This is a genomic window from Streptomyces sp. NPDC046876, assembly GCF_040645035.1.
Lineage (GTDB): Bacteria > Actinomycetota > Actinomycetes > Streptomycetales > Streptomycetaceae > Streptomyces.
Genome location: NZ_JBEYXK010000053.1, coordinates 19898 through 41741, shown reverse-complemented (window position 1 = coordinate 41741; position 21844 = coordinate 19898). Strand labels below are relative to the sequence as shown.

The window sequence follows — 21844 nt, the reverse complement described above, 5'->3', positions numbered from 1 at the left end:
GCTGCTGAGCGCCTGTACGCGCTAGCCGAGGGCCGACTTCACGGCGTCGGCGAGGCGGCCGGCCACCGCGCGGGCCTGCTCGATGTCGGCGGCCTCGACCATCACCCGTACGAGCGGCTCGGTACCGGACGGACGCAGCAGCACCCGGCCGGTGGCGCCGAGCTCGCGCTCCGCGTCGGCGACGGCCGCGGCCAGCTCGCCGGAGGTCGCCACCTTGGACTTGTCCACGTCGGGGACGTTGATCAGGACCTGCGGCAGCCGCTTCATGACGCCCGCCAGCTCGGCGAGGGAGCGGCCCGTGGCGGCCACGCGCGCGGCCAGCATCAGGCCGGTCAGCGTGCCGTCGCCGGTCGTCGCGTGGTCCAGGATGATCACGTGGCCGGACTGCTCGCCGCCCAGCGCGTAGCCGTGCTCCTTCATGGCCTCCAGCACGTACCGGTCGCCGACGCCGGTCTGCACGACCTCGATGCCCTCGGCCTCCATGGCCAGCTTGAAGCCAAGGTTGGACATCACGGTGCCGACGACGGTGTTGCCGCGCAGGGAGCCGGCCTCGCGCATGGCCAGGGCCAGTACGGCGAGGATCTGGTCGCCGTCGACCTCCGCGCCGGAGCCGTCCACGGCCAGGCAGCGGTCGGCGTCGCCGTCGTGGGCGATGCCGAAGTCGGCCCCGTGCTCGACCACGGCGTGCTTGAGCAGGTCCAGGTGGGTGGAGCCGCAGCCGTCGTTGATGTTCAGGCCGTCGGGCTCGGCACCGATGGTGACGACCTCGGCGCCGGCCCGGGCGAAGGCCTCGGGCGAGACGCGGGCGGCGGCGCCGTGCGCCTCGTCCAGGACGATCTTCAGCCCGTCGAGGCGGTTGGGCAGGACGCCGATGAGGTGGGCGACGTACTTGTCGAAGCCCTGGTCGTAGTCGGAGACCCGGCCGACGCCGGCGCCGGTGGGCCGGTCCCAGGGGGCGCCGGTGCGGTGCTCCTCGTAGACGGCCTCGATGCGGTCCTCGAGCTCGTCGGCGAGCTTGTGGCCGCCGCGGGCGAAGAACTTGATCCCGTTGTCGGGCATCGCGTTGTGGCTCGCGGAGAGCATCACGCCGAGGTCGGCACCCAGCGCACCGGTGAGATACGCCACCGCCGGGGTGGGCAGCACACCGACGCGCAGGACGTCCACGCCCGCGCTCGCGAGGCCTGCGACGACGGCGGCCTCCAGGAACTCGCCGGAGGCGCGGGGGTCGCGGCCGACGACGGCGGTGGGCCGGTGACCCGCGAAGGTGCCCGCTTCGGCCAGCACGTGGGCAGCTGCCACGGAGAGGCCGAGCGCGAGCTCAGCCGTCAGATCCGCATTGGCGACGCCGCGTACACCGTCCGTCCCGAAGAGTTGTCCCACTGTTGACCTCCCAAGATCGCGCTTCGCTCTAGACCTGCCGTGACAGGTATGTGCCGCTCGTGGCGGTAAACGAACCGCCCCGGCAGCACGCAGAGTGCTGCCGGGGCGGTCGTTGCTGAACAGCAGGCGCAGATTAGCGCTTGCTGTACTGCGGAGCCTTACGGGCCTTCTTCAGACCGGCCTTCTTGCGCTCGACCGCACGGTCGTCGCGGGAAAGGAAGCCGGCCTTCTTCAGCGCCGGGCGGTTGTTGTCGACGTCCGCCTCGTTCAGCGCACGGGCCACGCCCAGGCGCAGGGCGCCGGCCTGGCCGGAGACGCCGCCACCCGCGATGCGGGCGATGACGTCGTAGCGGCCGTCGAGCTCGAGCAGCTTGAACGGCTCGTTGACTTCCTGCTGGTGCACCTTGTTCGGGAAGTAGTCCTCGAGGGTGCGACCGTTGATCTTCCACTTGCCGGTGCCCGGAACGATCCGGACGCGGGCGATGGCGTTCTTGCGACGGCCCAGGCCGGCGGCCGGCTGGGGGTCGCCGAAGCGACCGGCAAGGGACTCGGAGGTGTAGTCGCCCTCGACGACGACGTCCGACTCGGTGGTGTACTCCTCGACGCCCTCGAACTCGTCGACGGGGGTCTCGGCGGTGGTCTCGGCCACGATGCTCCTCAGAATTCTCTGTGTTTAGGGGGTGGCCGGAACTACTGCGCGACCTGGGTGATCTCGAACGGCACCGGCTGCTGGGCAGCGTGCGGGTGCTGGTCGCCCGAGTAGACCTTCAGCTTCGAGAGCATCTGACGGCCCAGGGAGTTCTTGGGGAGCATGCCCTTGACGGCCTTCTCGACGGCCTTCTCCGGGTTGTTCGCCAGGAGGTCGTCGTAACGGACGGAGCGCAGACCGCCCGGGAAGCCGGAGTGGCGGTACGCCATCTTCTGGGTCGCCTTGTTGCCGGACAGGTGGACCTTGTCGGCGTTGATGATGACGACGAAATCGCCCATGTCCATGTGGGGGGCGTAGGTCGGCTTGTGCTTGCCCTTCAGGAGGGCAGCGGCCTGGGTCGCCAGACGGCCGAGGACGACGTCCTGGGCGTCGATGACGAGCCACTGGCGCGAGATGTCGCCGGGCTTGGGGCTGTACGTACGCACGCGTATGCCTTCGCTTCTTCAGTGGTGGGTCATCCCACAGGGCGCGAGCCCCACGGGAAGGGTCCTGACAGGGTCACCACGGACGATCACGACAGCCCTCGTTCACATCGGGGACGCACCCGCGTGAACCGCTGGTCATCGGTCCGGTGGACCGGCGTAAGGCCCTTTCACGTGAGAATGAGAAAGCCAATACGCATAACAAACCAGCAGAATACCCAAGCAGACCCTTACGGGTCAAAACGCGGTCCGCGATGCCGATTGAGCTGGCGTCGCGGCGCACTCCGGTTCGGTCCTGGGTGGGGACCCCGCAGTTGTTACGGGCTCCAGGATAACCCGACCGCGGCGCAGCGCACGACGCGCCAGCAGAACCGCGAGCCCGCACAGGGTCGCCATGTCCTTGAACGCGCGCCGCTTGTGGGCCAGCTCCGAGGGCCACGGGACCAGGGCCACCTGCGGCGTCAGGGCCAGCCAGAACCAGGGCGAGCGGGGCGCCGAGCCCGGCCGCACCCCCGACGCCAGCAGCAGCGGCAGCACCACCAGCAGGTAGTGGTCGAAGGAGGGGCGGGAGACCAGGAATGCGGCGAGCATCACCATGCAGGCCGTCTCCGCCAGCCGCAGCTCTCCCCCGTCGACCTCGGCGGAGTCCGGCCGCTGCCAGCGCCGCCAGGCCCCCCACAGCCCGGCGCCGGCCCCCGCGAAGGCCACCGCCACCGCCACCGGCTCCGGCACCCCCAGCCGGGGAAGCACCGCGATCGGCGAGGCGTCCCAGGGCAGCGCGTACGCGTCCTGCCCGCCCAGCAGGAACGGCAGGGTCTTGGTGAAGAACAGCGTCGGGCTCGGCATCAGCAGCGCCCCCACCAGCGACAGGACCGCCGGGACCGCCACGGCCGCCGCAAGCCCCCGCCACCGCCGGGCCAGGACGAACAGCAGCCCGACCGGCACGAGCATCGGCTTGGAGGCGATGGCCAGCCCCACCACCAGGCCCGCCGCGGTCCAGGACCGCCGGTGCGCGAGCAGCAGGGCCAGGGGCAGGGCGGCCGCCGAGACGGCCGTCCAGTTCCCGATCAGCACGAGGTTCACGTACGGCTTGTAGGCGAGCGCCAGCAGCGCGAACCCGCCGACCGCGAAACGGGAGCGCACCGGCACGGAGAACAGCCGCAGCGAGGCCCACCAGCCCGCCGCCACGAGCGCCGAGATGCCGGCCGGGAGCAGCCAGCGCAGCACCGCCCGCGGCAGCAGCGCCTCGGGCACCGCCAGGAGCACGGCGCTCGGCAGGTAGAGGAACCGCTTGTCCTCGTACGGGGAGCCGCCGGCCAGCAGCGTGTCGGCGGCCTTGACGACGAAGGCGTTGTCCGAGCCCCAGTTCTCCCGCAGGCTCGTCGAGACCGCGACGCCCAGGACCACGGCGAGGCAGAGGACCACCCAGGAGCGGGGCGCCGGCCGCAGCAGCCGGGCTCCCGCCCGCCGCCGGGCCGCCGGGCCGCACCGTTCCCTGAGCCAGGTGCCAGGCCGCAGCCGCACAACGCCTCCCGATGGACCCGCTCGGGGGCAGGCTCCCCCTAGCGCTTCCGCTCGACCCTACGTTCGTCCCAGACAGGCTCAGCAGTCTCCCGCACAACACCGTCTGAACCGAAGACCAAGTAACGGTCAAACGTGCGGGCGAACCAGCGGTCGTGCGTCACGCACAGCACCGTGCCCTCGTACGACTCCAGACCGTCCTGCAGGGCCTCCGCGGACTCCAGGTCGAGGTTGTCGGTCGGCTCGTCCAGCAGCAGCGCCGTGGTCCCGGCCAGCTCCAGCAGCAGGATCTGGAACCGCGCCTGCTGGCCGCCCGAGAGCCTCTCGAACGGCTGCTCCGCCTGCCGCTCCAGCTCGTAGCGGCGCAGGGCCCCCATCGCCTGGCCCAGGGGCTTGGCCGCCTCCGTCCACAGGATGTCGACGAGCGTGCGGCCGAACAGCTCCGGATGGGCGTGCGTCTGCGCGAAGTGGCCGGGAACCACCCGTGCGCCCAGCTTCCAGTCACCGGTGTGCTTGACGTCCTCGCCCGCCAGCAGCCGCAGGAAGTGCGACTTGCCGGAGCCGTTCGAGCCGAGCACCGCGACCCGCTCCCCGTAGAAGACCTCCAGGGAGAACGGCTTCATCAGGCCGGTCAGCTCCAGGTTCTCCACGGTCAGCGCGCGCACGCCCGTACGGCCGCCCTTGAGCCGCATGGTGATCTCCTGCTCCCGCGGCGGCTCCGGCGGCGGTCCGGCCTCCTCGAACTTCTGGAAGCGGGTCTGCATCGCCCGGTAGCGCGAGGCCATGTCGGGGCTGCTCGCGGCCTGGTTGCGCAGCCGCAGCACCAGCGCCTTCAGCCGGGCGTGCTCCTCGTCCCAGCGCCGCTTGAGCTCCTCGAAGCGGGCGAAGCGCTCCTTGCGGGCCTCGTGGTAGGTGCCGAAGCCCGCGCCGTGCACCCAGACGTCGGAGCCCATCGGGCTCGCCTCCAGGCTGATGATCTTCTGGGCGGCCCGGGTCAGCAGCTCCCGGTCGTGGGAGACGAACAGGACCGTCTTGCGGGTGGCCCGCAGCTGCTCCTCCAGCCACCGCTTGCCCGGGACGTCGAGGTAGTTGTCCGGCTCGTCGAGCAGCAGCACCTCGTCCGGCCCGCGCAGCAGCGCCTCCAGGACGAGCCGCTTCTGCTCACCGCCGGAGAGCGTGCGCACCTCGCGGAACTGGGCGGAGTCGTACGGGACGCCCAGCGCAGCCATGGTGCAGACGTCCCACAGCGTCTCCGCCTCGTAGCCCTGCACGTCGGCCCAGTCGCTGAGCGCCTGGGCGTAGGCCATCTGGGCGGCCTCGTCGTCCACCGTCATGATCAGGTGCTCGGCGTGGTCGACGGCCCGGGCGGCCTCCCGGATCCGCGGCTGGGACACCGAGACCAGCAGGTCCCGTACGGTCGACTCGTCCCGCACCGAACCCACGAACTGGGACATCACGCCGAGCCCGCCGCTGTGGGTGACGGCGCCGCCGTGCGGCTGCAGCTCACCGGAGATCAGCTTCAGCAGGGTGGTCTTGCCCGCGCCGTTCGCCCCGACGAGGGCCACCACCGCCCCCTCCCCCACGCGGAAGGAGATGTCGGGGAGGAGCACCCGCCCGTCGGGAAGGTAGTACTCCAGGTGGCTGGCTTCGAGATGTCCCATGCCGGGCATTGTCCCGGGCGGCCGCCGGTCCGCCCAAACGGATTAGCAGCAGCCGGCGCCCGGGAGGGTGCGCATGTTGCGGGCCTCCTTGCTGCGGGCGGCCAGCAGCTCGTCCGCCGGGTAGCCGACCTCCTCCAGGGTCAGCCCGTGCGGCTTGACCACGTGGACCGAGGAGTCGCGTACGGCGGCGCGCAGCACCTTGCCCGGCCAGTCGGTGGGGCGGTGCCCGTCGCCGACGTGCAGCAGGGCGCCCACCAGCGAGCGGACCATGTTGTGGCAGAACGCGTCGGCGCGGACCGTCGCGGTGACGATCCCGTCCTCGCCCCGCTCCCAGCTGAGCTGCTGGAGGGTGCGGATGGTGGTGGCGCCCTCGCGCTTGCGGCAGTACGCGGCGAAGTCGTGCTCGCCGAGGAGCTCGACGGCAGCCTCGTTCATGGCGGCCACGTCCAGCGGCCAGGGGTGCCACAGCACGTGGTTGCGCAGCAGCGGGTCGACGCCGCCCTGGTGGTCGCCGACGCGGTAGGCGTAGCGGCGCCAGACGGCCGAGAAGCGGGCGTTGAAGCCCGCGGGGGCCTCGGCCACCTTCCACACCCGCACGTCGCGCGGCAGGCGGCCGGCGAGCCGCCGCAGCAGCTTGTCGCCGTGCTCGGCCCACACCTCCTCGGCCAGGTCGAACTGGGCGACCTGCCCGCGCGCGTGCACGCCGGCGTCGGTCCGCCCGGCCACGGTCAGCTCGACCGGGTAGGGCAGCCGCATCACGGTCTGCAGGGCCGACTCCAGCTCGCCCTGGACGGTGCGCAGCGTGCGCTGCTTCGCCCAGCCGGAGAAGTCCGTGCCGTCGTACGACAGGTCCAGCCTCACCCGGACGTGCCCGGGCTCCACCTCGTCACTCACGTGACCGATCCTTTCAGGCTCGATCTCTTCACCACGTGCTCACCCATGCAGAACGGGCCCGCCCCGGGAAGGGGCGGGCCCGTTCAGAGCCGATCAGGCAGGCGCGATCCCGGAGGATCAGGCCTCCTTGGTCTCCTCGACCTCGGCGGGGGCCTCGGCAGCAGCCTCGGCGTCCTTGGCCGCACGCTTGGTGGCGGCCTCGGCCTCACCGGTGGCCTGCTGGGCCACGGTCAGGGCCTCGACGAGCTCGATGACCGCCATCGGGGCGTTGTCGCCGCGACGGTTGCCGATCTTGGTGATGCGCGTGTAACCACCGGGGCGGTTCTCGAAGCGCGGGGCGATCTCGGTGAAGAGCGTGTGGACGATGCTCTTGTCCGTGATCGTCTGCAGGACCAGGCGACGGTTGTGGATGTCGCCCTTCTTCGCCTTGGTGATCAGACGCTCGGCGACGGGGCGCAGGCGGCGGGCCTTGGCCTCGGTCGTCGTGATGCGGCCGTGCTCGAAGAGCGCCTTCGCGAGGTTCGCGAGCAGGTGCTTCTCGTGCGCAGCGCTGCCGCCCAGACGGGCACCCTTTGCGGGACGCGGCATGGTGTTACTCCTTCGTATCTGCACCGGCCGTGTCAGGTACCGGTGTCAGTTCCCGCGGGGCGGTCGCCCTGCGGAAGTGCAATCGAACCCGGCCGGCGAGCGGGGCCCGTGGGCCCCGGCCGCCGGCGGCGGGGAAAATCAGTACTGCTCGGTCTCGACGAAGCCGGCGTCGGCGTCGTCGTCCGCGCCGAACGCGTCGGCGGCGGCGGTCGGGTCGAACCCGGGCGGGCTGTCCTTCAGGGCCAGGCCCATGCCGGCCAGCTTCGCCTTGACCTCGTCGATCGACTTCGCACCGAAGTTGCGGATGTCGAGCAGGTCGGCCTCGGAGCGGGCGACGAGCTCACCCACGGAGTGGATGCCCTCGCGCTTGAGGCAGTTGTAGGAGCGGACCGTGAGCTCCAGCTCCTCGATCGGCAGCGCCAGGTCGGCGGCCAGGGCGGCGTCCGTGGGGGACGGGCCCATGTCGATGCCCTCGGCGTCGATGTTGAGCTCGCGGGCCAGACCGAACAGCTCGACCAGGGTCTTGCCGGCGGACGCCATGGCGTCACGCGGGCGCATGGCCTGCTTGGTCTCGACGTCGACGATCAGCTTGTCGAAGTCGGTGCGCTGCTCGACACGGGTCGCCTCGACCTTGTAGGTGACCTTCAGAACCGGCGAGTAGATGGAGTCGACCGGGATACGGCCGATCTCCTGGCCCACCTGCTTGTTCTGGACGGCGGAGACGTAGCCGCGACCGCGCTCGACGGTCAGCTCCATCTCCAGCTTGCCCTTGCCGTTGAGGGTGGCGAGGACCAGGTCCGGGTTGTGCACCTCGACACCGGCCGGGGGCGCGATGTCGGCGGCGGTGACCAGGCCGGGGCCCTGCTTGCGCAGGTACATCACGACCGGCTCGTCGTGCTCCGAGGAGACGACCAGCTGCTTGATGTTGAGGATGAGGTCGGTCACGTCCTCCTTGACGCCCGGCACGGTGGTGAACTCGTGCAGGACGCCGTCGATGCGGATGCTGGTGACAGCGGCACCCGGGATCGAGGACAGGAGGGTACGGCGCAGGGAGTTGCCGAGGGTGTAGCCGAAGCCCGGCTCGAGCGGCTCGATCACGAACCGCGAGCGGTACTCGTCGACGACCTCTTCGGTCAGCGAAGGACGCTGAGCGATAAGCATGTCTTTTTCCTTCAGTCGTGGACGCCCACTATTTGACGTCCGACATGTGCTGTACGGATACAGCGGTACTGCAAGGGTACGGGCGGCACGGCCCCCGAAGGGGACGTACCGCCCGGACACTCAAGGACGCACGGGCGTCGCTGCGTCAGACGCGGCGGCGCTTCGGCGGACGGCAGCCGTTGTGCGGGGTGGGGGTGACGTCCTGGATCGAGCCCACCTCGAGGCCGGTGGCCTGCAGGGAGCGGATCGCGGTCTCGCGGCCGGAGCCCGGACCCTTGACGAAGACGTCAACCTTGCGCATGCCGTGCTCCTGCGCGCGGCGGGCGGCCGACTCGGCGGCCATCTGCGCGGCGAAGGGGGTGGACTTGCGCGAGCCCTTGAAGCCGACGTGGCCGGCGGAGGCCCAGGAGATCACGTTGCCGGACGGGTCCGTGATCGAGACGATCGTGTTGTTGAACGTGCTCTTGATGTGGGCGTGCCCGTGAGCGACGTTCTTCTTTTCCTTGCGGCGCACCTTCTTGGCAGCGCCCTGACGACCCTTGGGGGGCATCTCTTACTCCTACGGGAGGTGGTCGGTCCTACAGCGCAAGACCGCTGAACAGGACTACTTCTTGCCCGGCTTCTTCTTACCGGCGATCGCGCGACGCGGGCCCTTGCGGGTACGCGCGTTGGTGCTGGTGCGCTGACCGTGCACCGGGAGGCCGCGACGGTGGCGGATGCCCTGGTAGCACTGGATCTCGATCTTGCGGCGGATGTCGCCCTGGATCTCGCGGCGGAGGTCACCCTCGGTGCGGAGGTTGGCGTCCACGTACTCGCGGATCTTGACGAGGTCCTCTTCGGCCAGGTCACGAACGCGGGTGTTCGGGTTCACGCCGGTGGAGGCGAGGATCTCCTTGGACCGGGTGCGCCCGATACCGAAGACGTAGGTGAGTGCGATCTCCACACGCTTTTCGCGCGGGATGTCAACACCGGAAACGCGTGCCATGCAATGGCTCCTGTGTGTTCGGGGGTCTTCCGCAGAACCGCTCCCGACCGCCGACCACCCGAAAGAGTGGTGGTACGTCCGGGTCCCCGGCCCCCGCCGGAGGTACCGCCGGCCCGTGTGGGGCTGGGCGGGTTCTGCGTATGTACGTTTTCTTACGTCGCGCGAAGAACTGCGAAGTGCAGGTCGGTCGGCGTGCGTCAGCCCTGGCGCTGCTTGTGGCGCAGGTTGTCGCAGATGACCATGACCCGGCCGTGACGGCGGATCACCTTGCACTTGTCGCAGATCTTCTTGACGCTCGGCTTGACCTTCATGGTGTCTGAGGTTCTCCGGGTCAGTGCCACCACCCGCACCGGGACATCAGCCCAGGCAGGAGTGAGAGCAAGATCTACTTGTATCGGTAGACGATCCGGCCACGCGTCAGGTCGTACGGAGAGAGCTCCACCACGACCCGGTCATCGGGGAGGATGCGGATGTAGTGCATGCGCATCTTGCCGCTGATGTGCGCGAGGACCTTGTGACCGTTCTGCAGTTCCACCTTGAACATTGCGTTCGGGAGGGACTCGATCACGGTGCCCTCGATCTCGATGGCACCTTGCTTCTTGGCCACGCTTCGCCTTTCGAATCGGCTACCTTGATCGGCGCTACGGGCATGGGAATGCACGTAAGCCGACGAGTCAGTCTACGTCAGGGCACCCAGAAAGACGAATCCGGAAAGTTTGCCCACGAGTCTAGATCATTAAGCGAGCGGCTCCGGGGTCAGCCGAGCGGGTCCGGGGCCGTCGTGACCCCGTACTCCGCCAGCTTCGCCTTGCCGCAGTCCGGGCTGGTCAGGACGATCGGACCGGCCTCCGTCAGGGCCACGGAGTGCTCCCAGTGCGAGGACCAGGTGCCGTCCGTGGTGATGACCGTCCAGTCGTCCGCCAGTACCTCCGTACGGGCGGTTCCGAGCGAGACCATCGGCTCGATGGCCAGGCAGACGCCCGGGACGAGCTTGATGCCCTTGCCGCGCTTGCGCGAGACGTAGTTCAGCAGGTGCGGGTCCATGTGCATCTCGGAGCCGATGCCGTGGCCGCCGTAGTCCTCGATGATCCCGTACTTGCCGGACGAGGGCCGCGGCTGGCGCCGGATGTAGCCCTCGATGGCCTTGGAGATGTCCACGAGGCGGTTGCCGTTCTTCATCGCGGCGATGCCGGCCCACATCGACTCCTCGGTCACCCGGGAGAGCTCGATCAGCTCCGGAGCGTGTCCGTCGCCCACGAAGGCCGTGAAGGCCGCGTCGCCGTGCCAGCCGTCGACGATGGCGCCGGCGTCGATGGAGATGATGTCGCCGTCCTTGAGGACGGTCTTGTCGTCCGGGATGCCGTGGACGACGACCTCGTTCACCGAGGTGCAGATGGTCGCCGGGAAGCCGCCGTAGCCGAGGAAGTTCGACTTGGCACCCGCGTCCGCGATCACCTTGCGGGCGACCATGTCCAGATCCCGCGTCGTGGCGCCCGGAACGGCCGCCTCACGGGTCGCCGCGTGGATCGCGGCGACGACCAGCCCTGCCTCGCGCATCTTCGCGATCTGCTCGGGGGTCTTGATCTGGACCATGGGAAGCTTCCACCTTCGGATCTGCCGTGTTCTGGTTCACTCAACAGTACGGCCGCGGCGTCCACCGGACACCGCGGCCGTACCTGCACCACAGGGGGTACTACTTCTTCAGGGCGTCCATCGCGCGCTGCGTGACGTCCGCGACCTCGCCGAGGGCCGGGATGGTCACCAGCAGGCCCTGCGCCTTGTAGTAGTCGATGATCGGCTCGGTCTGCGTGTGGTAGACCTCCAGCCGGTTGCGGACCGTGGCCTCGGAGTCGTCGTCGCGCTGGTACAGCTCGCCGCCGCACTGGTCGCAGACACCCGCGGTCTTCGGCGCGGCGTACGCGACGTGGAAGACGTGCGAGGAGTCGTTGCGGCAGATCCGGCGGCCGGCGATGCGCTTGACGACCTCGTCCTCCTCGACCTCCAGGTCGAGGACGGCGTCGAGGGTCATGCCCGCGGCCTTCAGCATCTCGTCCAGCGCCTCGGCCTGCGAGACGTTGCGCGGGAAACCGTCGAGCAGGAAGCCGTTCACGGCGTCCGGCTGTTCCATCCGGTCCTTGGCCATGCCGATGGTGATCTCGTCGGGGACGAGGTCGCCGGCGTCCATGAACGCCTTGGCGCGCTGGCCGAGCTCGGTGTTCTGGCTGATGTTGGCCCGGAACAGGTCGCCCGTGGAGATGTGCGGGATCGACAGGTTCTTCGCAAGGAACGCGGCCTGCGTTCCCTTGCCCGCACCGGGCGGTCCGACGAGGACGATACGCATCAGCGGAGGAACCCTTCGTAGTTACGCTGCTGGAGCTGGCTCTCGATCTGCTTCACGGTTTCCAGACCCACACCCACGATGATGAGGATGCTCGTCCCGCCGAACGGGAAGTTCTGGTTCGCTCCGAAGCCGGCCAACGCCATCGTCGGCACAAGAGCGATGAGACCCAGGTACAGCGACCCCGGCCAGGTGATCCGGTTGAGCACGTAGCTCAGGTACTCGGCGGTGGGTCGACCGGCGCGGATACCCGGGATGAACCCACCATACTTCTTCATGTTGTCTGCAACTTCCTCGGGGTTGAACGAAATCGCCACGTAGAAGAACGCGAAGAAGACGATCAAGAGGAAGTAGGCGGCGATGTAGTACGGGTGGTCGCCCTTGACGAAGTGCTTTTGGATCCAGATCGCCCAGTCTGCGGTGGATCCGCTGAACTGGACGATCAGCGCGGGGATGTACAGCAGCGACGACGCGAAGATGACCGGAATCACACCCGCCTGGTTCACCTTGAGCGGGATGTAGGTCGAGGTGCCGCCGTACGCGCGGCGCCCGATCATGCGCTTCGCGTACTGGACCGGGATGCGGCGCTGGGCCTGCTCCACGAAGACCACGAGCGCGACCATCGCCAAGCCGACCAGGATCACCACGCCGAACTCGACCCAGCCGTCGGCGATCTTGCCCTGGAGCTTGATCTGCCACAGGGCGCCGATGAAGCCGGCGGCGATCGAGATGAACATCAGGATCGACATGCCGTTGCCGATGCCGCGGTCGGTGACGAGCTCGCCGAGCCACATGACCACGCAGGTGCCGGCGGTCATGGTGACGACCATCGTGACGGTGGTGAAGATCGAGCGGTTCGGCACGATCTGGCTGGCGACCTGGCAGCCCTGGAAGAGCGCGCCGGTGCGCGCGGTGGCGACGAGACCCGTGCCCTGGAGGATCGCGAGGGCGACCGTCAGGTAGCGCGTGTACTGCGTGATCTTCGCAGTACCCGACTGCCCCTCTTTCTTGAGGTTCTCGAGCTTCGGGATGACCACGGTCAGCAGCTGCAGGATGATGCTCGCCGTGATGTACGGCATGATCCCGAGCGCGAAGATCGTGATCTGCAGCAGCGCGCCGCCGCTGAACATGTTGACGAGACCGAAGAGGCTGTTGCTGCTCCCGGCCTGTTCGACGCAGATCTGGACGTTCTTGTAGCTCACGCCGGGTACCGGGATGTGGGACCCGAGCCGGAACAGCACGATGATGCCGAGCGTGAAGAGCAGCTTCTTGCGCAGGTCGGGCGTCTTGAACGCCCGGGCGAACGCGGTGAGCACGGTGCCTCCTGCGACCCCCGCGCTACTGCGTCAGAGGTGACGGTCTGAGGTTCGACGAATACGTACAAGCAAAGGTGCAGGCCACCTTACCGGCGACTGCGCCCCCCGTGGAACGACCAACCGGGGATGCCCCATATGTGAGGCATCCCCGGTCGGGTTTTCAGCTATCTGTCACGTGGGTTCGTCTTAGACGAGCTCGGTGACGGTGCCGCCGGCGGCGGCAATCTTCTCCTTGGCGGAGCCGGAGACGGCGTCAACCGAAACCTGCAGCGCCACGGAGATCTCGCCCTGGCCCAGGACCTTGACGAGCTGGTTCTTGCGAACCGCACCCTTGGCGACCAGGTCGGCCACCGTGACCTCGCCACCCTGCGGGTAGAGCGCGGCCAGCTTGTCCAGGTTCACGACCTGGAACTCGGTGCGGAACGGGTTCTTGAAACCCTTCAGCTTCGGCAGGCGCATGTGGAGGGGCATCTGCCCACCCTCGAAGCGCTGCGGAACCTGGTAACGGGCCTTCGTACCCTTGGTACCACGACCGGCCGTCTTACCCTTCGAGGCCTCACCGCGACCCACACGGGTCTTCGCGGTCTTGGCGCCCGGGGCGGGACGGAGGTTGTGGGCCTTCAGCGGGCTGGTCTCAGCCATGATTAGTCAACCTCCTCAACCGTCACGAGGTGGCGGACGGTGTGCACCATGCCGCGGAACTCGGGGCGGTCCTCCTTGACGACCACGTCGTTCAGGCGCTTGAGCCCGAGCGAACGGAGGGTGTCGCGGTGGTTCTGCTTGCTACCGATGTACGACTTCGTCTGCGTGATCTTGAGGCGAGCCATCACACACCCGCCCCTGCACGCGCACGGAGCAGAGCCGCGGGGGCGACGTCCTCGAGCGGCAGACCGCGGCGGGCCGCGATCTCCTCGGGACGCTGCAGGCCCTTGAGGGCCTCCACGGTCGCGTGCACGATGTTGATCGCGTTGTCGGAGCCGAGCGACTTCGACAGGATGTCGTGAACGCCGGCGCACTCCAGAACGGCGCGCACCGGGCCACCGGCGATAACACCGGTACCGGGGGAAGCAGGCTTCAGCAGGACAACGCCGGCCGCCTTCTCGCCCTGGATCGGGTGCGGGATGGTGCCCTGGATGCGGGGGACGCGGAAGAAGTTCTTCTTCGCCTCCTCGACACCCTTGGCGATGGCCGCGGGAACTTCCTTGGCCTTGCCGTAACCGACACCTACGGTGCCGTCACCGTCACCCACCACGACGAGCGCGGTGAAGCTGAAGCGACGACCACCCTTGACAACCTTGGCGACGCGGTTGATCGCGACAACGCGCTCAACGTAAGCGGTCTTCTCGGCGGCAGCGCCACCGTCGCGACCCTTCCGGTCCCGCCGCTCGCCGCCACCGGCACCGCTGCCGCGGCGCTGGGGTCCAGCCATTGGATTACCTCTCTCTGTTACGTCCGTGAGTCCCGGAACCGGGGCTTAGAACTTCAGCCCGGCTTCGCGGGCGGCGTCAGCCAGAGCGGCAATGCGCCCGGCGTAGCGGTTGCCACCGCGGTCGAACACGACGGCCTCGACACCGGCGGCCTTCGCGCGCTCGGCGACCAGGGCACCGACCTGCTTGGCCTGCGCGGACTTGTCGCCCTCGCCACCACGGATCGACGCGTCCAGGTTGGACGCCGACGCCAGGGTGTGACCCTTGATGTCGTCGATGACCTGGGCGGTGATGCCGCGGTTCGAGCGGGTCACGACGAGGCGCGGACGCTCCGCCGTACCCGAGATGCTCTTGCGGATGCGGATGTGGCGGCGCGCCTTCGCAGCGCGCTTGTAAGCGTCGCCCTTGGCGATCTTCACACCGTATGCCATGGCTTTACTTACCAGCCTTTCCGACCTTGCGGCGGATGACCTCGCCCGCGTACTTGACGCCCTTGGCCTTGTACGGGTCGGGCTTCCGCAGCTTGCGGATGTTGGCGGCGACCTCGCCGACCTTCTGCTTGTCGATGCCCTCGACCGAGAACTTGGTCGGCGACTCGACCTTGAAGGAGATGCCCTCGGGGGCCTCCACCAGGATCGGGTGGCTGTAGCCGAGCTGGAACTCCAGAGCGGAGCCCTTCGCGGCAACGCGGTAACCGACACCGCTGATCTCGAGCGCCTTGGTGTATCCCTGGGTCACACCGGTGATCATGTTGGCCACCAGCGTGCGGGACAGGCCGTGGAGGGCCTTGTTCTGACGCTCGTCGTTCGGACGGGTGACGTTCAGAACGCCGTCCTCGCCCTTAACGATCTCGATGGGGGCGGCAACGGTGTGCGAGAGGAGACCCTTGGGGCCCTTCACCGCGACCGTGCGGCCATCGATGGTGACGTCCACGCCGGCGGGAACCGGGATGGGGAGCTTGCCGATACGAGACATAGCTTTTCCTCCGTTCCCGACTACCAGACGTAGGCGAGGACTTCCCCACCCACGCCCTTCTTCTGCGCCTGCTGGCCGGTCAGGAGACCGTGGGACGTGGAGATGATCGCCACGCCCAGGCCGCCGAGGACCTTCGGCAGGTTGGTGGACTTCGCGTACACACGCAGACCCGGCTTCGAGATTCGCTTGATGCCGGCGATCGAGCGCTCGCGGTTCGGACCGAACTTCAGCTCGAGGACGAGGTTCTTGCCGACCTCGGCGTCCTCGACCTTCCAGCCGGTGATGAAACCCTCCTGCTTGAGGATTTCCGCGATGTGCGACTTGATCTTGCTGTGCGGCATCACGACGGAGTCGTGGTACGCCGAGTTTGCGTTACGCAGACGAGTGAGCATGTCTGCGATCGGGTCAGTCATGGTCATGAATCGGCCTTCGGCCTCTCTCGCCGGGGTTTCCTGTATGCGCCATCCCTCTCCCCACACAGGGGCGGGACGGGTGCGGCGCGGGGACCTACGGCGTAGTAAGTCGACGGGCGGCGGACGCCCAACCCCACCAGCCTACGGCATGGGGGCTGGGCATCCACCGGCCCAGATACTTACCGAGAGCGTCCTGAAACCCTCAACACCCAAGGGGTGAAGGGATTACCAGGAGCTCTTGGTCACGCCCGGCAGCTCGCCACGGTGAGCCATCTCACGGAGGCACACGCGGCACAGGCCGAACTTGCGGTACACGGAGTGGGGGCGACCGCAGCGCTGGCAGCGGGTGTACGCACGCACACCGAACTTGGGCTTGCGGGCAGCCTTCGCGATGAGAGCCTTCTTCGCCATCTCGCTTACGCCTCCTTGAAGGGGAAGCCGAGGTGACGAAGGAGCGCGCGGCCCTCAGCGTCGTTGGTCGCCGTGGTGACCACGGTGATGTCCATACCCCGGGTACGGTCGATCTTGTCCTGGTCGATCTCGTGGAACATGACCTGCTCCGTGAGACCGAAGGTGTAGTTGCCACGGCCGTCGAACTGCTTCGGCGACAGACCGCGGAAGTCACGGATACGCGGCAGCGCGAGCGACAGCGTACGGTCCAGGAACTCCCACATGCGGTCACCACGGAGGGTGACGTGGCAGCCGATCGGCTGACCCTCGCGCAGCTTGAACTGCGCGATGGACTTGCGGGCCTTGGTGACGGCCGGCTTCTGACCGGTGATCGTCGTCAGGTCGCGGATGGCGCCGTCGATCAGCTTCGAGTCACGGGCGGCGTCGCCGACACCCATGTTCACGACGATCTTGACGAGGCCGGGAATCTGCATGACGTTCTCGTAGGAGAACTCTTCACGCATCTTGCCCGCGATCTCCTCGCGGTACTTCGTCTTCAGACGCGGAGTGGTAGCCATCAGATGTCCTCACCCGTGCGCTTGGCAACGCGGATCTTGTTGCCCTCGTCGTCGAAGCGGTAACCGACGCGGGTGACGACCTTCTTGCCGTCCTTCTCCACGACCAGCTGGACGTTCGAAACGTGGACGGGGGCCTCGGTGATCACGATGCCGCCGGCCTGGTTCGGACCAGCCTTGGTGTGCTTCTTGACCCGGTTGACACCCTCGACCAGGACGCGGTTGTCGGCGGGGAAGGCCGCGACGACCTTGCCCTGCTTGCCCTTGTCCTTACCGGTGATGACCTGGACCAGGTCGCCCTTCTTGATCTTCATGCTTACAGCACCTCCGGCGCGAGCGAGATGATCTTCATGAACTTCTTCTCGCGCAGCTCACGGCCCACGGGGCCGAAGATACGGGTGCCGCGAGGGTCGCCGTCGTTCTTCAGAATGACGGCGGCGTTCTCGTCGAAGCGGATGTACGAGCCGTCCTGGCGGCGGCGCTCCTTGACGGTGCGAACGATGACCGCCTTGACGACGTCACCCTTCTTCACGTTGCCACCGGGGATCGCGTCCTTGACGGTGGCGACGATGACGTCACCGATGCCCGCGTAGCGGCGGCCGGAGCCACCGAGAACACGGATGCAAAGGATCTCCTTGGCACCAGTGTTGTCGGCGACACGAAGCCGCGACTCCTGCTGGATCACGTCTATCTCCTGTTTGTCTGCCGGTTCCCGGCCGGGGCCCCTTCACGGGGCCCCGGCCGAGCCTGGCGGAACGAATCCGGGGGAAGGCCCCCGGACTGATTACTTGGCCTTCTCGAGGATCTCGACGATGCGCCAGCGCTTGCTCGCCGACAGCGGACGCGTCTCCATGATGAGGACGCGGTCGCCGACGCCGGCAGCGTTCTGCTCGTCGTGAGCCTTGAGCTTGTTCGTACGGCGGATGACCTTGCCGTACAGCGCGTGCTTGACGCGGTCCTCGACGGCGACGACGACGGTCTTGTCCATCTTGTCGCTGACGACCAGGCCCTCACGGGTCTTGCGGAAGCCGCGCTCGGTCTTCTCAGTCACGTTCTTCTCGCTCATCAGGCGTTCTCCACCGTCTCGATACCGAGCTCGCGCTCGTGCATCAGGGTGTAGATCCGGGCGATGTCCTTACGGACGGACTTCAGCCGGCCGTTGTTCTCCAGCTGGCCCGTGGCCGCCTGGAAGCGGAGCTTGAACAGCTCTTCCTTGGCCTCACGCAGCTTGGCAACGAGCTCCTCGTTGCCCAGCTCACGCAGCTCGGATGCCTTGGTTCCGGCCGCCATCACGACTCACCTGCCTCGCGCTTGACGATCCGGCACTTCATCGGCAGCTTGTGGGCCGCACGAGTCAGAGCCTCACGCGCAATCTTTTCGTTCGGGTAGGACAGCTCGAACATGACCCGGCCCGGGTGCACGTTCGCGATCCACCACTCCGGGGAACCCTTACCGGAACCCATGCGGGTCTCGGCGGGCTTCTTCGTCAGCGGACGGTCCGGGTAGATGTTGATCCAGACCTTGCCGCCACGCTTGATGTGGCGGGTCATCGCAATACGAGCCGCCTCGATCTGGCGGTTCGTCACGTAGGCGGGGGTGAGCGCCTGGATGCCGTACTCGCCGAACGAGACCTCAGTACCGCCCTTGGCCATACCGCGGCGCTTCGGGTGGTGCTGCTTGCGGTGCTTGACCCTACGAGGGATCAGCATGTCGGTCAGGCCTCCGTTCCGGTGCTCTCGGCCGGAGCGGCGGCAGCGGCGTCGGCCTTGGGGGCCTCGGCGGCAGCAGCCTGCTGCGGCTTGCGGCCACCACGGCCGCCGCGCTCGCCACCGCGGCCACCACGGCCGGCGGGACGGTCGCCAGCGCCGGCACCACGGGCCGGGCGGTTACCCGCGCGGGCCGCAGCGTTCTCGGCGCGAACCTCGGCGATGTTCTTGACGTCGCCCTTGTAGATCCAGACCTTCACGCCGATGCGGCCGAAGGTGGTCTTGGCCTCGAAGAAGCCGTAGTCCACGTTCGCGCGCAGCGTGTGCAGCGGCACACGACCCTCGCGGTAGAACTCGGACCGGGACATCTCGGCGCCGCCGAGACGGCCACCACACTGGATCTTGATGCCCTTGGCGCCGGCCTTCATGGTGCCCTGCATGCTCTTGCGCATGGCACGGCGGAAGGAAACGCGGGAGGAGAGCTGCTCGGCCACGGCCTGCGCAACCAGCTGAGCGTCGAGCTCGGGGTTCTTGACCTCGAGGATGTTCAGCTGGACCTGCTTGCCGGTGAGCTTCTCGAGGTCGCCGCGGATGCGGTCGGCCTCGGCGCCACGGCGGCCGATGACGATGCCCGGACGAGCGGTGTGGATGTCCACACGCACGCGGTCACGGGTGCGCTCGATCTCAACCTTCGAGATGCCGGCGCGCTCCATGCCGGACGTCATCATCCGACGGATGGCGACGTCTTCCTTGACGTAGTCCTTGTACAGCTTGTCGGCGTACCAGCGCGACTTGAAGTCGGTGGTGATGCCGAGCCGGAACCCGTGCGGGTTTACCTTCTGGCCCATTACCGGGAACCTTCCTTGCTGCTGACGACCACGGTGATGTGGCTGGTCCGCTTGCGGATCCGGTAGGCACGGCCCTGGGCGCGCGGACGGAACCGCTTCAGGGTCGGGCCCTCGTCCACGAACGCCTCGCTGATGAACAGCGAAGAAGCGTCCGTGTGGTTGTAGTTGTGTGCGGCGTTGGCAATGGCGCTGTCCAGCACCTTGCCGACCGGCACGCTCGCGGCCTGCGGGGCGAAACGCAGGACCGCCTGAGCCTCCGTGGCGTCCATGCCACGGATGAGGTCCACCACGCGGCGGGCCTTCATGGGCGTGACGCGGATGTACCGCGCCTGGGCCCTGGCTTCCATGGTTGTCCCTTCGGTGTAAGTCATAGTCGTTCCCACCCCGCTTAGCGGCGCTTCGACTTCCGGTCGTCCTTGACGTGGCCGCGGAAGGTGCGAGTCGGCGAGAACTCGCCGAGCTTGTGGCCGACCATCGACTCGGTGACGAACACCGGGACGTGCGTCTTGCCGTTGTGCACCGCGATCGTGTGACCCAGCATGCTGGGGATGATCATCGAGCGACGGGACCAGGTCTTGATGACGTTCTTGGTACCGGCTTCGTTCTGGACGTCCACCTTCTTCAGGAGGTGGCCGTCAACGAAGGGTCCCTTCTTGAGACTGCGCGGCATCTAAACCCGCTCCTAGCGCTTCTTGTTCGTCTTGCGGCGGCGGACGATGTACTTGCTCGAAGCCTTCTTCGGCGAGCGAGTACGACCCTCCTTCTGACCCCACGGGGAGACCGGGTGGCGACCACCGGAGGTCTTGCCCTCACCACCACCGTGCGGGTGGTCAACCGGGTTCATCGCGACACCGCGGACGGTCGGGCGGACGCCCTTCCAGCGCATGCGGCCGGCCTTGCCCCAGTTGATGTTCGACTGCTCGGCGTTGCCGACCTCGCCAACCGTGGCACGGCAGCGCGCGTCGACGAGACGGATCTCACCGGACGGCATACGAAGGTGGGCCATGGTGCCCTCCTTCGCCAGCAGCTGCACGGAGGCACCCGCGGAGCGGGCGAACTTCGCACCGCCGCCGGGACGCAGCTCGATGGCGTGGATGGTCGTACCGACCGGGATGTTGCGCAGCGCCAGGTTGTTGCCGGGCTTGATGTCGGCCGTCGGGCCGTTCTCAATCCGGTCGCCCTGCTGCAGACCGCGCGGCGCGATGATGTAGCGCTTCTCGCCGTCGGCGTAGTGCAGCAGCGCGATACGCGCGGTGCGGTTGGGGTCGTACTCGATGTGCGCGACCTTGGCCGGCACGCCGTCCTTGTCGTGACGACGGAAGTCGATCACGCGGTAGGCGCGCTTGTGGCCACCGCCCTGGTGGCGAACGGTCACACGACCGGTGTTGTTACGGCCGCCCTTGCTGTGCAGGGGGCGGACCAGCGACTTCTCCGGCGTGGACCGCGTGATCTCGACAAAGTCGGCGACGCTGGAGCCACGACGGCCCGGGGTCGTCGGCTTGTACTTGCGGATACCCATTTCTCAGTCCTCGTCCGATTCCGGACGACTCAGACTCCGTTAGGAGGCCTGGCCGCCGAAGATGTCGATACGGTCGCCCTCAGCGAGGGTCACGATGGCGCGCTTGGTGTTGGCACGCTTGCCGAAACCGGTGCGGGTGCGCTTGCGCTTGCCCTGACGGTTGATCGTGTTGACCCCGGTGACCTTGACCGAGAAGACCGCCTCGACGGCCTGCTTGATCTGGGTCTTGTTGGCGCCGGGCGCGACGATGAACGTGTACTTGTTCTCGTCGAGCAGCGCGTAGCTCTTCTCCGAGACAACCGGCTTGATCAGCAGGTCGCGCGGGTCAGTGAAGGTCTTGCTGGTAACGGTCGCCTCGGACATCAGGCGTCGCTCCCTTCGGTCTCAACGGCCTTGGGGCCAGACACGAAGGACTCCAGCGCGGCCTGGGTGAAGACCACGTCGTCAGAGACGATCACGTCGTACGTGTTCAGCTGGCCCGGCTCCAGGATGTGAACCTGGGGCAGGTTGCGGGCGGACAGCCACGCGGCCTCGTCGGCACGCTCGACGACCAGGAGCAGGTTCTTGCGCTCCGTGATCTTGCCGAACAGCGTCTTGGCGGCCTTGGTGGAGGCGGCACCCTCGACCACGCCGGTGACGACGTGGATGCGGGAGTGACGCGCACGGTCCGAGAGGGCACCGCGGAGGGCGGCGGCCTTCATCTTCTTCGGGGTCCGCTGCGAGTAGTCACGCGGCACGGGGCCGTGGACGACGCCACCGCCGGCGAACTGCGGAGCGCGGGTCGAACCCTGACGGGCGCGGCCGGTGCCCTTCTGGCGGTAAGGCTTCTTGCCACCACCACGGACTTCGCCACGGGTCTTGGTCTTGTGCGTGCCCTGACGGGCCGCGGCCAGCTGCGCGACGACGACCTGGTGGATCAGCGGAACGCTGGTCTTCGCGTCGAAGATCTCCGCGGGGAGCTCGACGGTACCGGCCTTGTCGCCTGCCGGCGAAAGGATGTCAATGGTGCTCATTAC

The 21844-nt window shown here is 67.9% G+C and carries 34 protein-coding genes; all 34 read right to left on the bottom strand.

Annotated features, from left to right (window positions below; translation table 11 throughout):
* Positions 1–21: 21 nt before the first annotated feature.
* On the bottom strand, positions 22–1380 hold the full coding sequence (gene glmM, locus ABZ924_RS24735; protein ID WP_361913693.1) for a phosphoglucosamine mutase: 1359 nt from the start codon (positions 1378–1380) through the stop codon (positions 22–24).
* A 133-nt stretch (positions 1381–1513) separates the two neighbouring features.
* A complete protein-coding gene (gene rpsI, locus ABZ924_RS24730) occupies positions 1514–2029 on the bottom strand; it encodes a 30S ribosomal protein S9 (RefSeq protein ID WP_361913690.1) in 516 nt (171 codons plus the stop codon).
* 41 nt (positions 2030–2070) lie between these two features.
* The gene (gene rplM, locus ABZ924_RS24725) at positions 2071–2514 is read right to left on the bottom strand and encodes a 50S ribosomal protein L13 (protein ID WP_361913687.1); all 444 of its coding nucleotides are present in this window, start codon (positions 2512–2514) and stop codon (positions 2071–2073) included.
* Positions 2515–2748: 234 nt separating this feature from the next.
* Positions 2749–4035, bottom strand: coding sequence for a glycosyltransferase family 87 protein (locus ABZ924_RS24720; protein WP_361913684.1), 1287 nt, complete (start codon positions 4033–4035; stop codon positions 2749–2751).
* Positions 4036–4073: 38 nt separating this feature from the next.
* Positions 4074–5702 carry an ATP-binding cassette domain-containing protein gene (locus ABZ924_RS24715; protein ID WP_361913682.1) on the bottom strand — a complete coding sequence of 543 codons (1629 nt, stop codon included), beginning with the start codon at positions 5700–5702 and terminating at the stop codon, positions 4074–4076.
* A 33-nt stretch (positions 5703–5735) separates the two neighbouring features.
* The gene (gene truA / locus ABZ924_RS24710; protein WP_361913679.1) at positions 5736–6587 is read right to left on the bottom strand and encodes a tRNA pseudouridine(38-40) synthase TruA; all 852 of its coding nucleotides are present in this window, start codon (positions 6585–6587) and stop codon (positions 5736–5738) included.
* A 117-nt stretch (positions 6588–6704) separates the two neighbouring features.
* Positions 6705–7175, bottom strand: coding sequence for a 50S ribosomal protein L17 (gene rplQ, locus ABZ924_RS24705; protein WP_361913676.1), 471 nt, complete (start codon positions 7173–7175; stop codon positions 6705–6707).
* A gap of 138 nt (positions 7176–7313) precedes the next feature.
* The gene (locus ABZ924_RS24700) at positions 7314–8336 is read right to left on the bottom strand and encodes a DNA-directed RNA polymerase subunit alpha (RefSeq protein ID WP_003956430.1); all 1023 of its coding nucleotides are present in this window, start codon (positions 8334–8336) and stop codon (positions 7314–7316) included.
* Between the two features lie 145 nt (positions 8337–8481).
* A complete protein-coding gene (gene rpsK / locus ABZ924_RS24695) occupies positions 8482–8886 on the bottom strand; it encodes a 30S ribosomal protein S11 (RefSeq protein ID WP_003956432.1) in 405 nt (134 codons plus the stop codon).
* 54 nt (positions 8887–8940) lie between these two features.
* Positions 8941–9321 (bottom strand): 30S ribosomal protein S13, encoded by a 381-nt coding sequence (gene rpsM / locus ABZ924_RS24690; protein ID WP_007265919.1) that lies wholly within the window; start codon positions 9319–9321, stop codon positions 8941–8943.
* A 197-nt stretch (positions 9322–9518) separates the two neighbouring features.
* Positions 9519–9632, bottom strand: a complete 114-nt coding sequence (gene rpmJ / locus ABZ924_RS24685; protein ID WP_003956441.1) for a 50S ribosomal protein L36 — start codon at positions 9630–9632, stop codon at positions 9519–9521.
* 74 nt (positions 9633–9706) lie between these two features.
* Entirely contained in the window at positions 9707–9928 is a 222-nt protein-coding gene (gene infA / locus ABZ924_RS24680) for a translation initiation factor IF-1 (protein WP_003956442.1), read from the bottom strand.
* Between the two features lie 149 nt (positions 9929–10077).
* On the bottom strand, positions 10078–10914 hold the full coding sequence (map, locus tag ABZ924_RS24675; protein WP_361913673.1) for a type I methionyl aminopeptidase: 837 nt from the start codon (positions 10912–10914) through the stop codon (positions 10078–10080).
* Positions 10915–11014: 100 nt separating this feature from the next.
* Positions 11015–11662 carry an adenylate kinase gene (locus ABZ924_RS24670; protein WP_361913670.1) on the bottom strand — a complete coding sequence of 216 codons (648 nt, stop codon included), beginning with the start codon at positions 11660–11662 and terminating at the stop codon, positions 11015–11017.
* Entirely contained in the window at positions 11662–12975 is a 1314-nt protein-coding gene (gene secY, locus ABZ924_RS24665; protein ID WP_361913667.1) for a preprotein translocase subunit SecY, read from the bottom strand. The genes ABZ924_RS24670 and secY overlap by 1 nt, the downstream gene beginning before the upstream one ends.
* 186 nt (positions 12976–13161) lie before the next feature.
* A complete protein-coding gene (rplO, locus tag ABZ924_RS24660) occupies positions 13162–13617 on the bottom strand; it encodes a 50S ribosomal protein L15 (RefSeq protein WP_361913664.1) in 456 nt (151 codons plus the stop codon).
* 2 nt (positions 13618–13619) lie between these two features.
* Positions 13620–13802 (bottom strand): 50S ribosomal protein L30, encoded by a 183-nt coding sequence (gene rpmD / locus ABZ924_RS24655; protein ID WP_005313525.1) that lies wholly within the window; start codon positions 13800–13802, stop codon positions 13620–13622.
* A complete protein-coding gene (gene rpsE, locus ABZ924_RS24650; RefSeq protein ID WP_361913662.1) occupies positions 13802–14404 on the bottom strand; it encodes a 30S ribosomal protein S5 in 603 nt (200 codons plus the stop codon). The genes rpmD and rpsE overlap by 1 nt, the downstream gene beginning before the upstream one ends.
* Positions 14405–14449: 45 nt before the next feature.
* Positions 14450–14833, bottom strand: a complete 384-nt coding sequence (gene rplR, locus ABZ924_RS24645) for a 50S ribosomal protein L18 (RefSeq protein WP_361913659.1) — start codon at positions 14831–14833, stop codon at positions 14450–14452.
* A gap of 4 nt (positions 14834–14837) precedes the next feature.
* Positions 14838–15377, bottom strand: a complete 540-nt coding sequence (gene rplF, locus ABZ924_RS24640; protein WP_114053744.1) for a 50S ribosomal protein L6 — start codon at positions 15375–15377, stop codon at positions 14838–14840.
* 20 nt (positions 15378–15397) lie between these two features.
* Positions 15398–15796, bottom strand: coding sequence for a 30S ribosomal protein S8 (gene rpsH / locus ABZ924_RS24635; protein ID WP_042812335.1), 399 nt, complete (start codon positions 15794–15796; stop codon positions 15398–15400).
* 219 nt (positions 15797–16015) lie between these two features.
* Positions 16016–16201 carry a type Z 30S ribosomal protein S14 gene (locus ABZ924_RS24630; protein WP_003956452.1) on the bottom strand — a complete coding sequence of 62 codons (186 nt, stop codon included), beginning with the start codon at positions 16199–16201 and terminating at the stop codon, positions 16016–16018.
* A gap of 5 nt (positions 16202–16206) precedes the next feature.
* Entirely contained in the window at positions 16207–16758 is a 552-nt protein-coding gene (gene rplE / locus ABZ924_RS24625) for a 50S ribosomal protein L5 (RefSeq protein WP_358893649.1), read from the bottom strand.
* Positions 16758–17069, bottom strand: a complete 312-nt coding sequence (rplX, locus tag ABZ924_RS24620; protein WP_361913654.1) for a 50S ribosomal protein L24 — start codon at positions 17067–17069, stop codon at positions 16758–16760. The genes rplE and rplX overlap by 1 nt, the downstream gene beginning before the upstream one ends.
* Before the next feature lie 2 nt (positions 17070–17071).
* Positions 17072–17440 carry a 50S ribosomal protein L14 gene (gene rplN / locus ABZ924_RS24615; RefSeq protein ID WP_003956455.1) on the bottom strand — a complete coding sequence of 123 codons (369 nt, stop codon included), beginning with the start codon at positions 17438–17440 and terminating at the stop codon, positions 17072–17074.
* 99 nt (positions 17441–17539) lie between these two features.
* Complete coding sequence (rpsQ, locus tag ABZ924_RS24610) at positions 17540–17821, bottom strand: 30S ribosomal protein S17 (RefSeq protein ID WP_079429300.1); 282 nt, start codon at positions 17819–17821, stop codon at positions 17540–17542.
* A complete protein-coding gene (gene rpmC, locus ABZ924_RS24605) occupies positions 17821–18045 on the bottom strand; it encodes a 50S ribosomal protein L29 (protein ID WP_114053741.1) in 225 nt (74 codons plus the stop codon). Before rpmC ends, rpsQ begins: the two co-directional genes overlap by 1 nt.
* Positions 18045–18464 (bottom strand): 50S ribosomal protein L16, encoded by a 420-nt coding sequence (gene rplP / locus ABZ924_RS24600; protein WP_030653642.1) that lies wholly within the window; start codon positions 18462–18464, stop codon positions 18045–18047. Before rplP ends, rpmC begins: the two co-directional genes overlap by 1 nt.
* Before the next feature lie 5 nt (positions 18465–18469).
* Positions 18470–19309 (bottom strand): 30S ribosomal protein S3, encoded by an 840-nt coding sequence (rpsC, locus tag ABZ924_RS24595; RefSeq protein WP_179173312.1) that lies wholly within the window; start codon positions 19307–19309, stop codon positions 18470–18472.
* Positions 19309–19656, bottom strand: coding sequence for a 50S ribosomal protein L22 (gene rplV / locus ABZ924_RS24590; RefSeq protein WP_361090680.1), 348 nt, complete (start codon positions 19654–19656; stop codon positions 19309–19311). The genes rpsC and rplV overlap by 1 nt, the downstream gene beginning before the upstream one ends.
* Positions 19657–19697: 41 nt before the next feature.
* Entirely contained in the window at positions 19698–19979 is a 282-nt protein-coding gene (rpsS, locus tag ABZ924_RS24585; RefSeq protein ID WP_361913648.1) for a 30S ribosomal protein S19, read from the bottom strand.
* Between the two features lie 12 nt (positions 19980–19991).
* Positions 19992–20828, bottom strand: coding sequence for a 50S ribosomal protein L2 (rplB, locus tag ABZ924_RS24580; RefSeq protein ID WP_361913645.1), 837 nt, complete (start codon positions 20826–20828; stop codon positions 19992–19994).
* 39 nt (positions 20829–20867) lie between these two features.
* Positions 20868–21191: a 50S ribosomal protein L23 gene (gene rplW / locus ABZ924_RS24575; protein WP_114053736.1), complete on the bottom strand. Its 324-nt coding sequence runs from the start codon at positions 21189–21191 to the stop codon at positions 20868–20870.
* The gene (gene rplD, locus ABZ924_RS24570; protein ID WP_361913642.1) at positions 21191–21841 is read right to left on the bottom strand and encodes a 50S ribosomal protein L4; all 651 of its coding nucleotides are present in this window, start codon (positions 21839–21841) and stop codon (positions 21191–21193) included. The genes rplW and rplD overlap by 1 nt, the downstream gene beginning before the upstream one ends.
* Positions 21842–21844 lie beyond the last annotated feature (3 nt).

Coding starts and splice junctions, on each gene's coding strand:
- ABZ924_RS24715 (WP_361913682.1), bottom strand. CDS start 5,702: ATGCCCGGCATGGGACATCTCGAAGCCAGCCACCTGGAGTACTACCTT.
- rplQ (WP_361913676.1), bottom strand. CDS start 7,175: ATGCCGCGTCCCGCAAAGGGTGCCCGTCTGGGCGGCAGCGCTGCGCAC.
- ABZ924_RS24700 (WP_003956430.1), bottom strand. CDS start 8,336: ATGCTTATCGCTCAGCGTCCTTCGCTGACCGAAGAGGTCGTCGACGAG.
- rpsK (WP_003956432.1), bottom strand. CDS start 8,886: ATGCCCCCCAAGGGTCGTCAGGGCGCTGCCAAGAAGGTGCGCCGCAAG.
- rpsM (WP_007265919.1), bottom strand. CDS start 9,321: ATGGCACGCGTTTCCGGTGTTGACATCCCGCGCGAAAAGCGTGTGGAG.
- rpmJ (WP_003956441.1), bottom strand. CDS start 9,632: ATGAAGGTCAAGCCGAGCGTCAAGAAGATCTGCGACAAGTGCAAGGTG.
- map (WP_361913673.1), bottom strand. CDS start 10,914: ATGGTCCAGATCAAGACCCCCGAGCAGATCGCGAAGATGCGCGAGGCA.
- ABZ924_RS24670 (WP_361913670.1), bottom strand. CDS start 11,662: ATGCGTATCGTCCTCGTCGGACCGCCCGGTGCGGGCAAGGGAACGCAG.
- rplO (WP_361913664.1), bottom strand. CDS start 13,617: ATGGCTGAGACCAGCCCGCTGAAGGCCCACAACCTCCGTCCCGCCCCG.
- rpmD (WP_005313525.1), bottom strand. CDS start 13,802: ATGGCTCGCCTCAAGATCACGCAGACGAAGTCGTACATCGGTAGCAAG.
- rpsE (WP_361913662.1), bottom strand. CDS start 14,404: ATGGCTGGACCCCAGCGCCGCGGCAGCGGTGCCGGTGGCGGCGAGCGG.
- rplR (WP_361913659.1), bottom strand. CDS start 14,833: ATGGCATACGGTGTGAAGATCGCCAAGGGCGACGCTTACAAGCGCGCT.
- rplF (WP_114053744.1), bottom strand. CDS start 15,377: ATGTCTCGTATCGGCAAGCTCCCCATCCCGGTTCCCGCCGGCGTGGAC.
- rpsH (WP_042812335.1), bottom strand. CDS start 15,796: ATGACCATGACTGACCCGATCGCAGACATGCTCACTCGTCTGCGTAAC.
- ABZ924_RS24630 (WP_003956452.1), bottom strand. CDS start 16,201: ATGGCGAAGAAGGCTCTCATCGCGAAGGCTGCCCGCAAGCCCAAGTTC.
- rplE (WP_358893649.1), bottom strand. CDS start 16,758: ATGGCTACCACTCCGCGTCTGAAGACGAAGTACCGCGAGGAGATCGCG.
- rplX (WP_361913654.1), bottom strand. CDS start 17,069: ATGAAGATCAAGAAGGGCGACCTGGTCCAGGTCATCACCGGTAAGGAC.
- rpsQ (WP_079429300.1), bottom strand. CDS start 17,821: ATGAGCGAGAAGAACGTGACTGAGAAGACCGAGCGCGGCTTCCGCAAG.
- rpmC (WP_114053741.1), bottom strand. CDS start 18,045: ATGGCGGCCGGAACCAAGGCATCCGAGCTGCGTGAGCTGGGCAACGAG.
- rplP (WP_030653642.1), bottom strand. CDS start 18,464: ATGCTGATCCCTCGTAGGGTCAAGCACCGCAAGCAGCACCACCCGAAG.
- rpsC (WP_179173312.1), bottom strand. CDS start 19,309: ATGGGCCAGAAGGTAAACCCGCACGGGTTCCGGCTCGGCATCACCACC.
- rplV (WP_361090680.1), bottom strand. CDS start 19,656: ATGGAAGCCAGGGCCCAGGCGCGGTACATCCGCGTCACGCCCATGAAG.
- rpsS (WP_361913648.1), bottom strand. CDS start 19,979: ATGCCGCGCAGTCTCAAGAAGGGACCCTTCGTTGACGGCCACCTCCTG.
- rplB (WP_361913645.1), bottom strand. CDS start 20,828: ATGGGTATCCGCAAGTACAAGCCGACGACCCCGGGCCGTCGTGGCTCC.
- rplW (WP_114053736.1), bottom strand. CDS start 21,191: ATGTCCGAGGCGACCGTTACCAGCAAGACCTTCACTGACCCGCGCGAC.
- rplD (WP_361913642.1), bottom strand. CDS start 21,841: ATGAGCACCATTGACATCCTTTCGCCGGCAGGCGACAAGGCCGGTACC.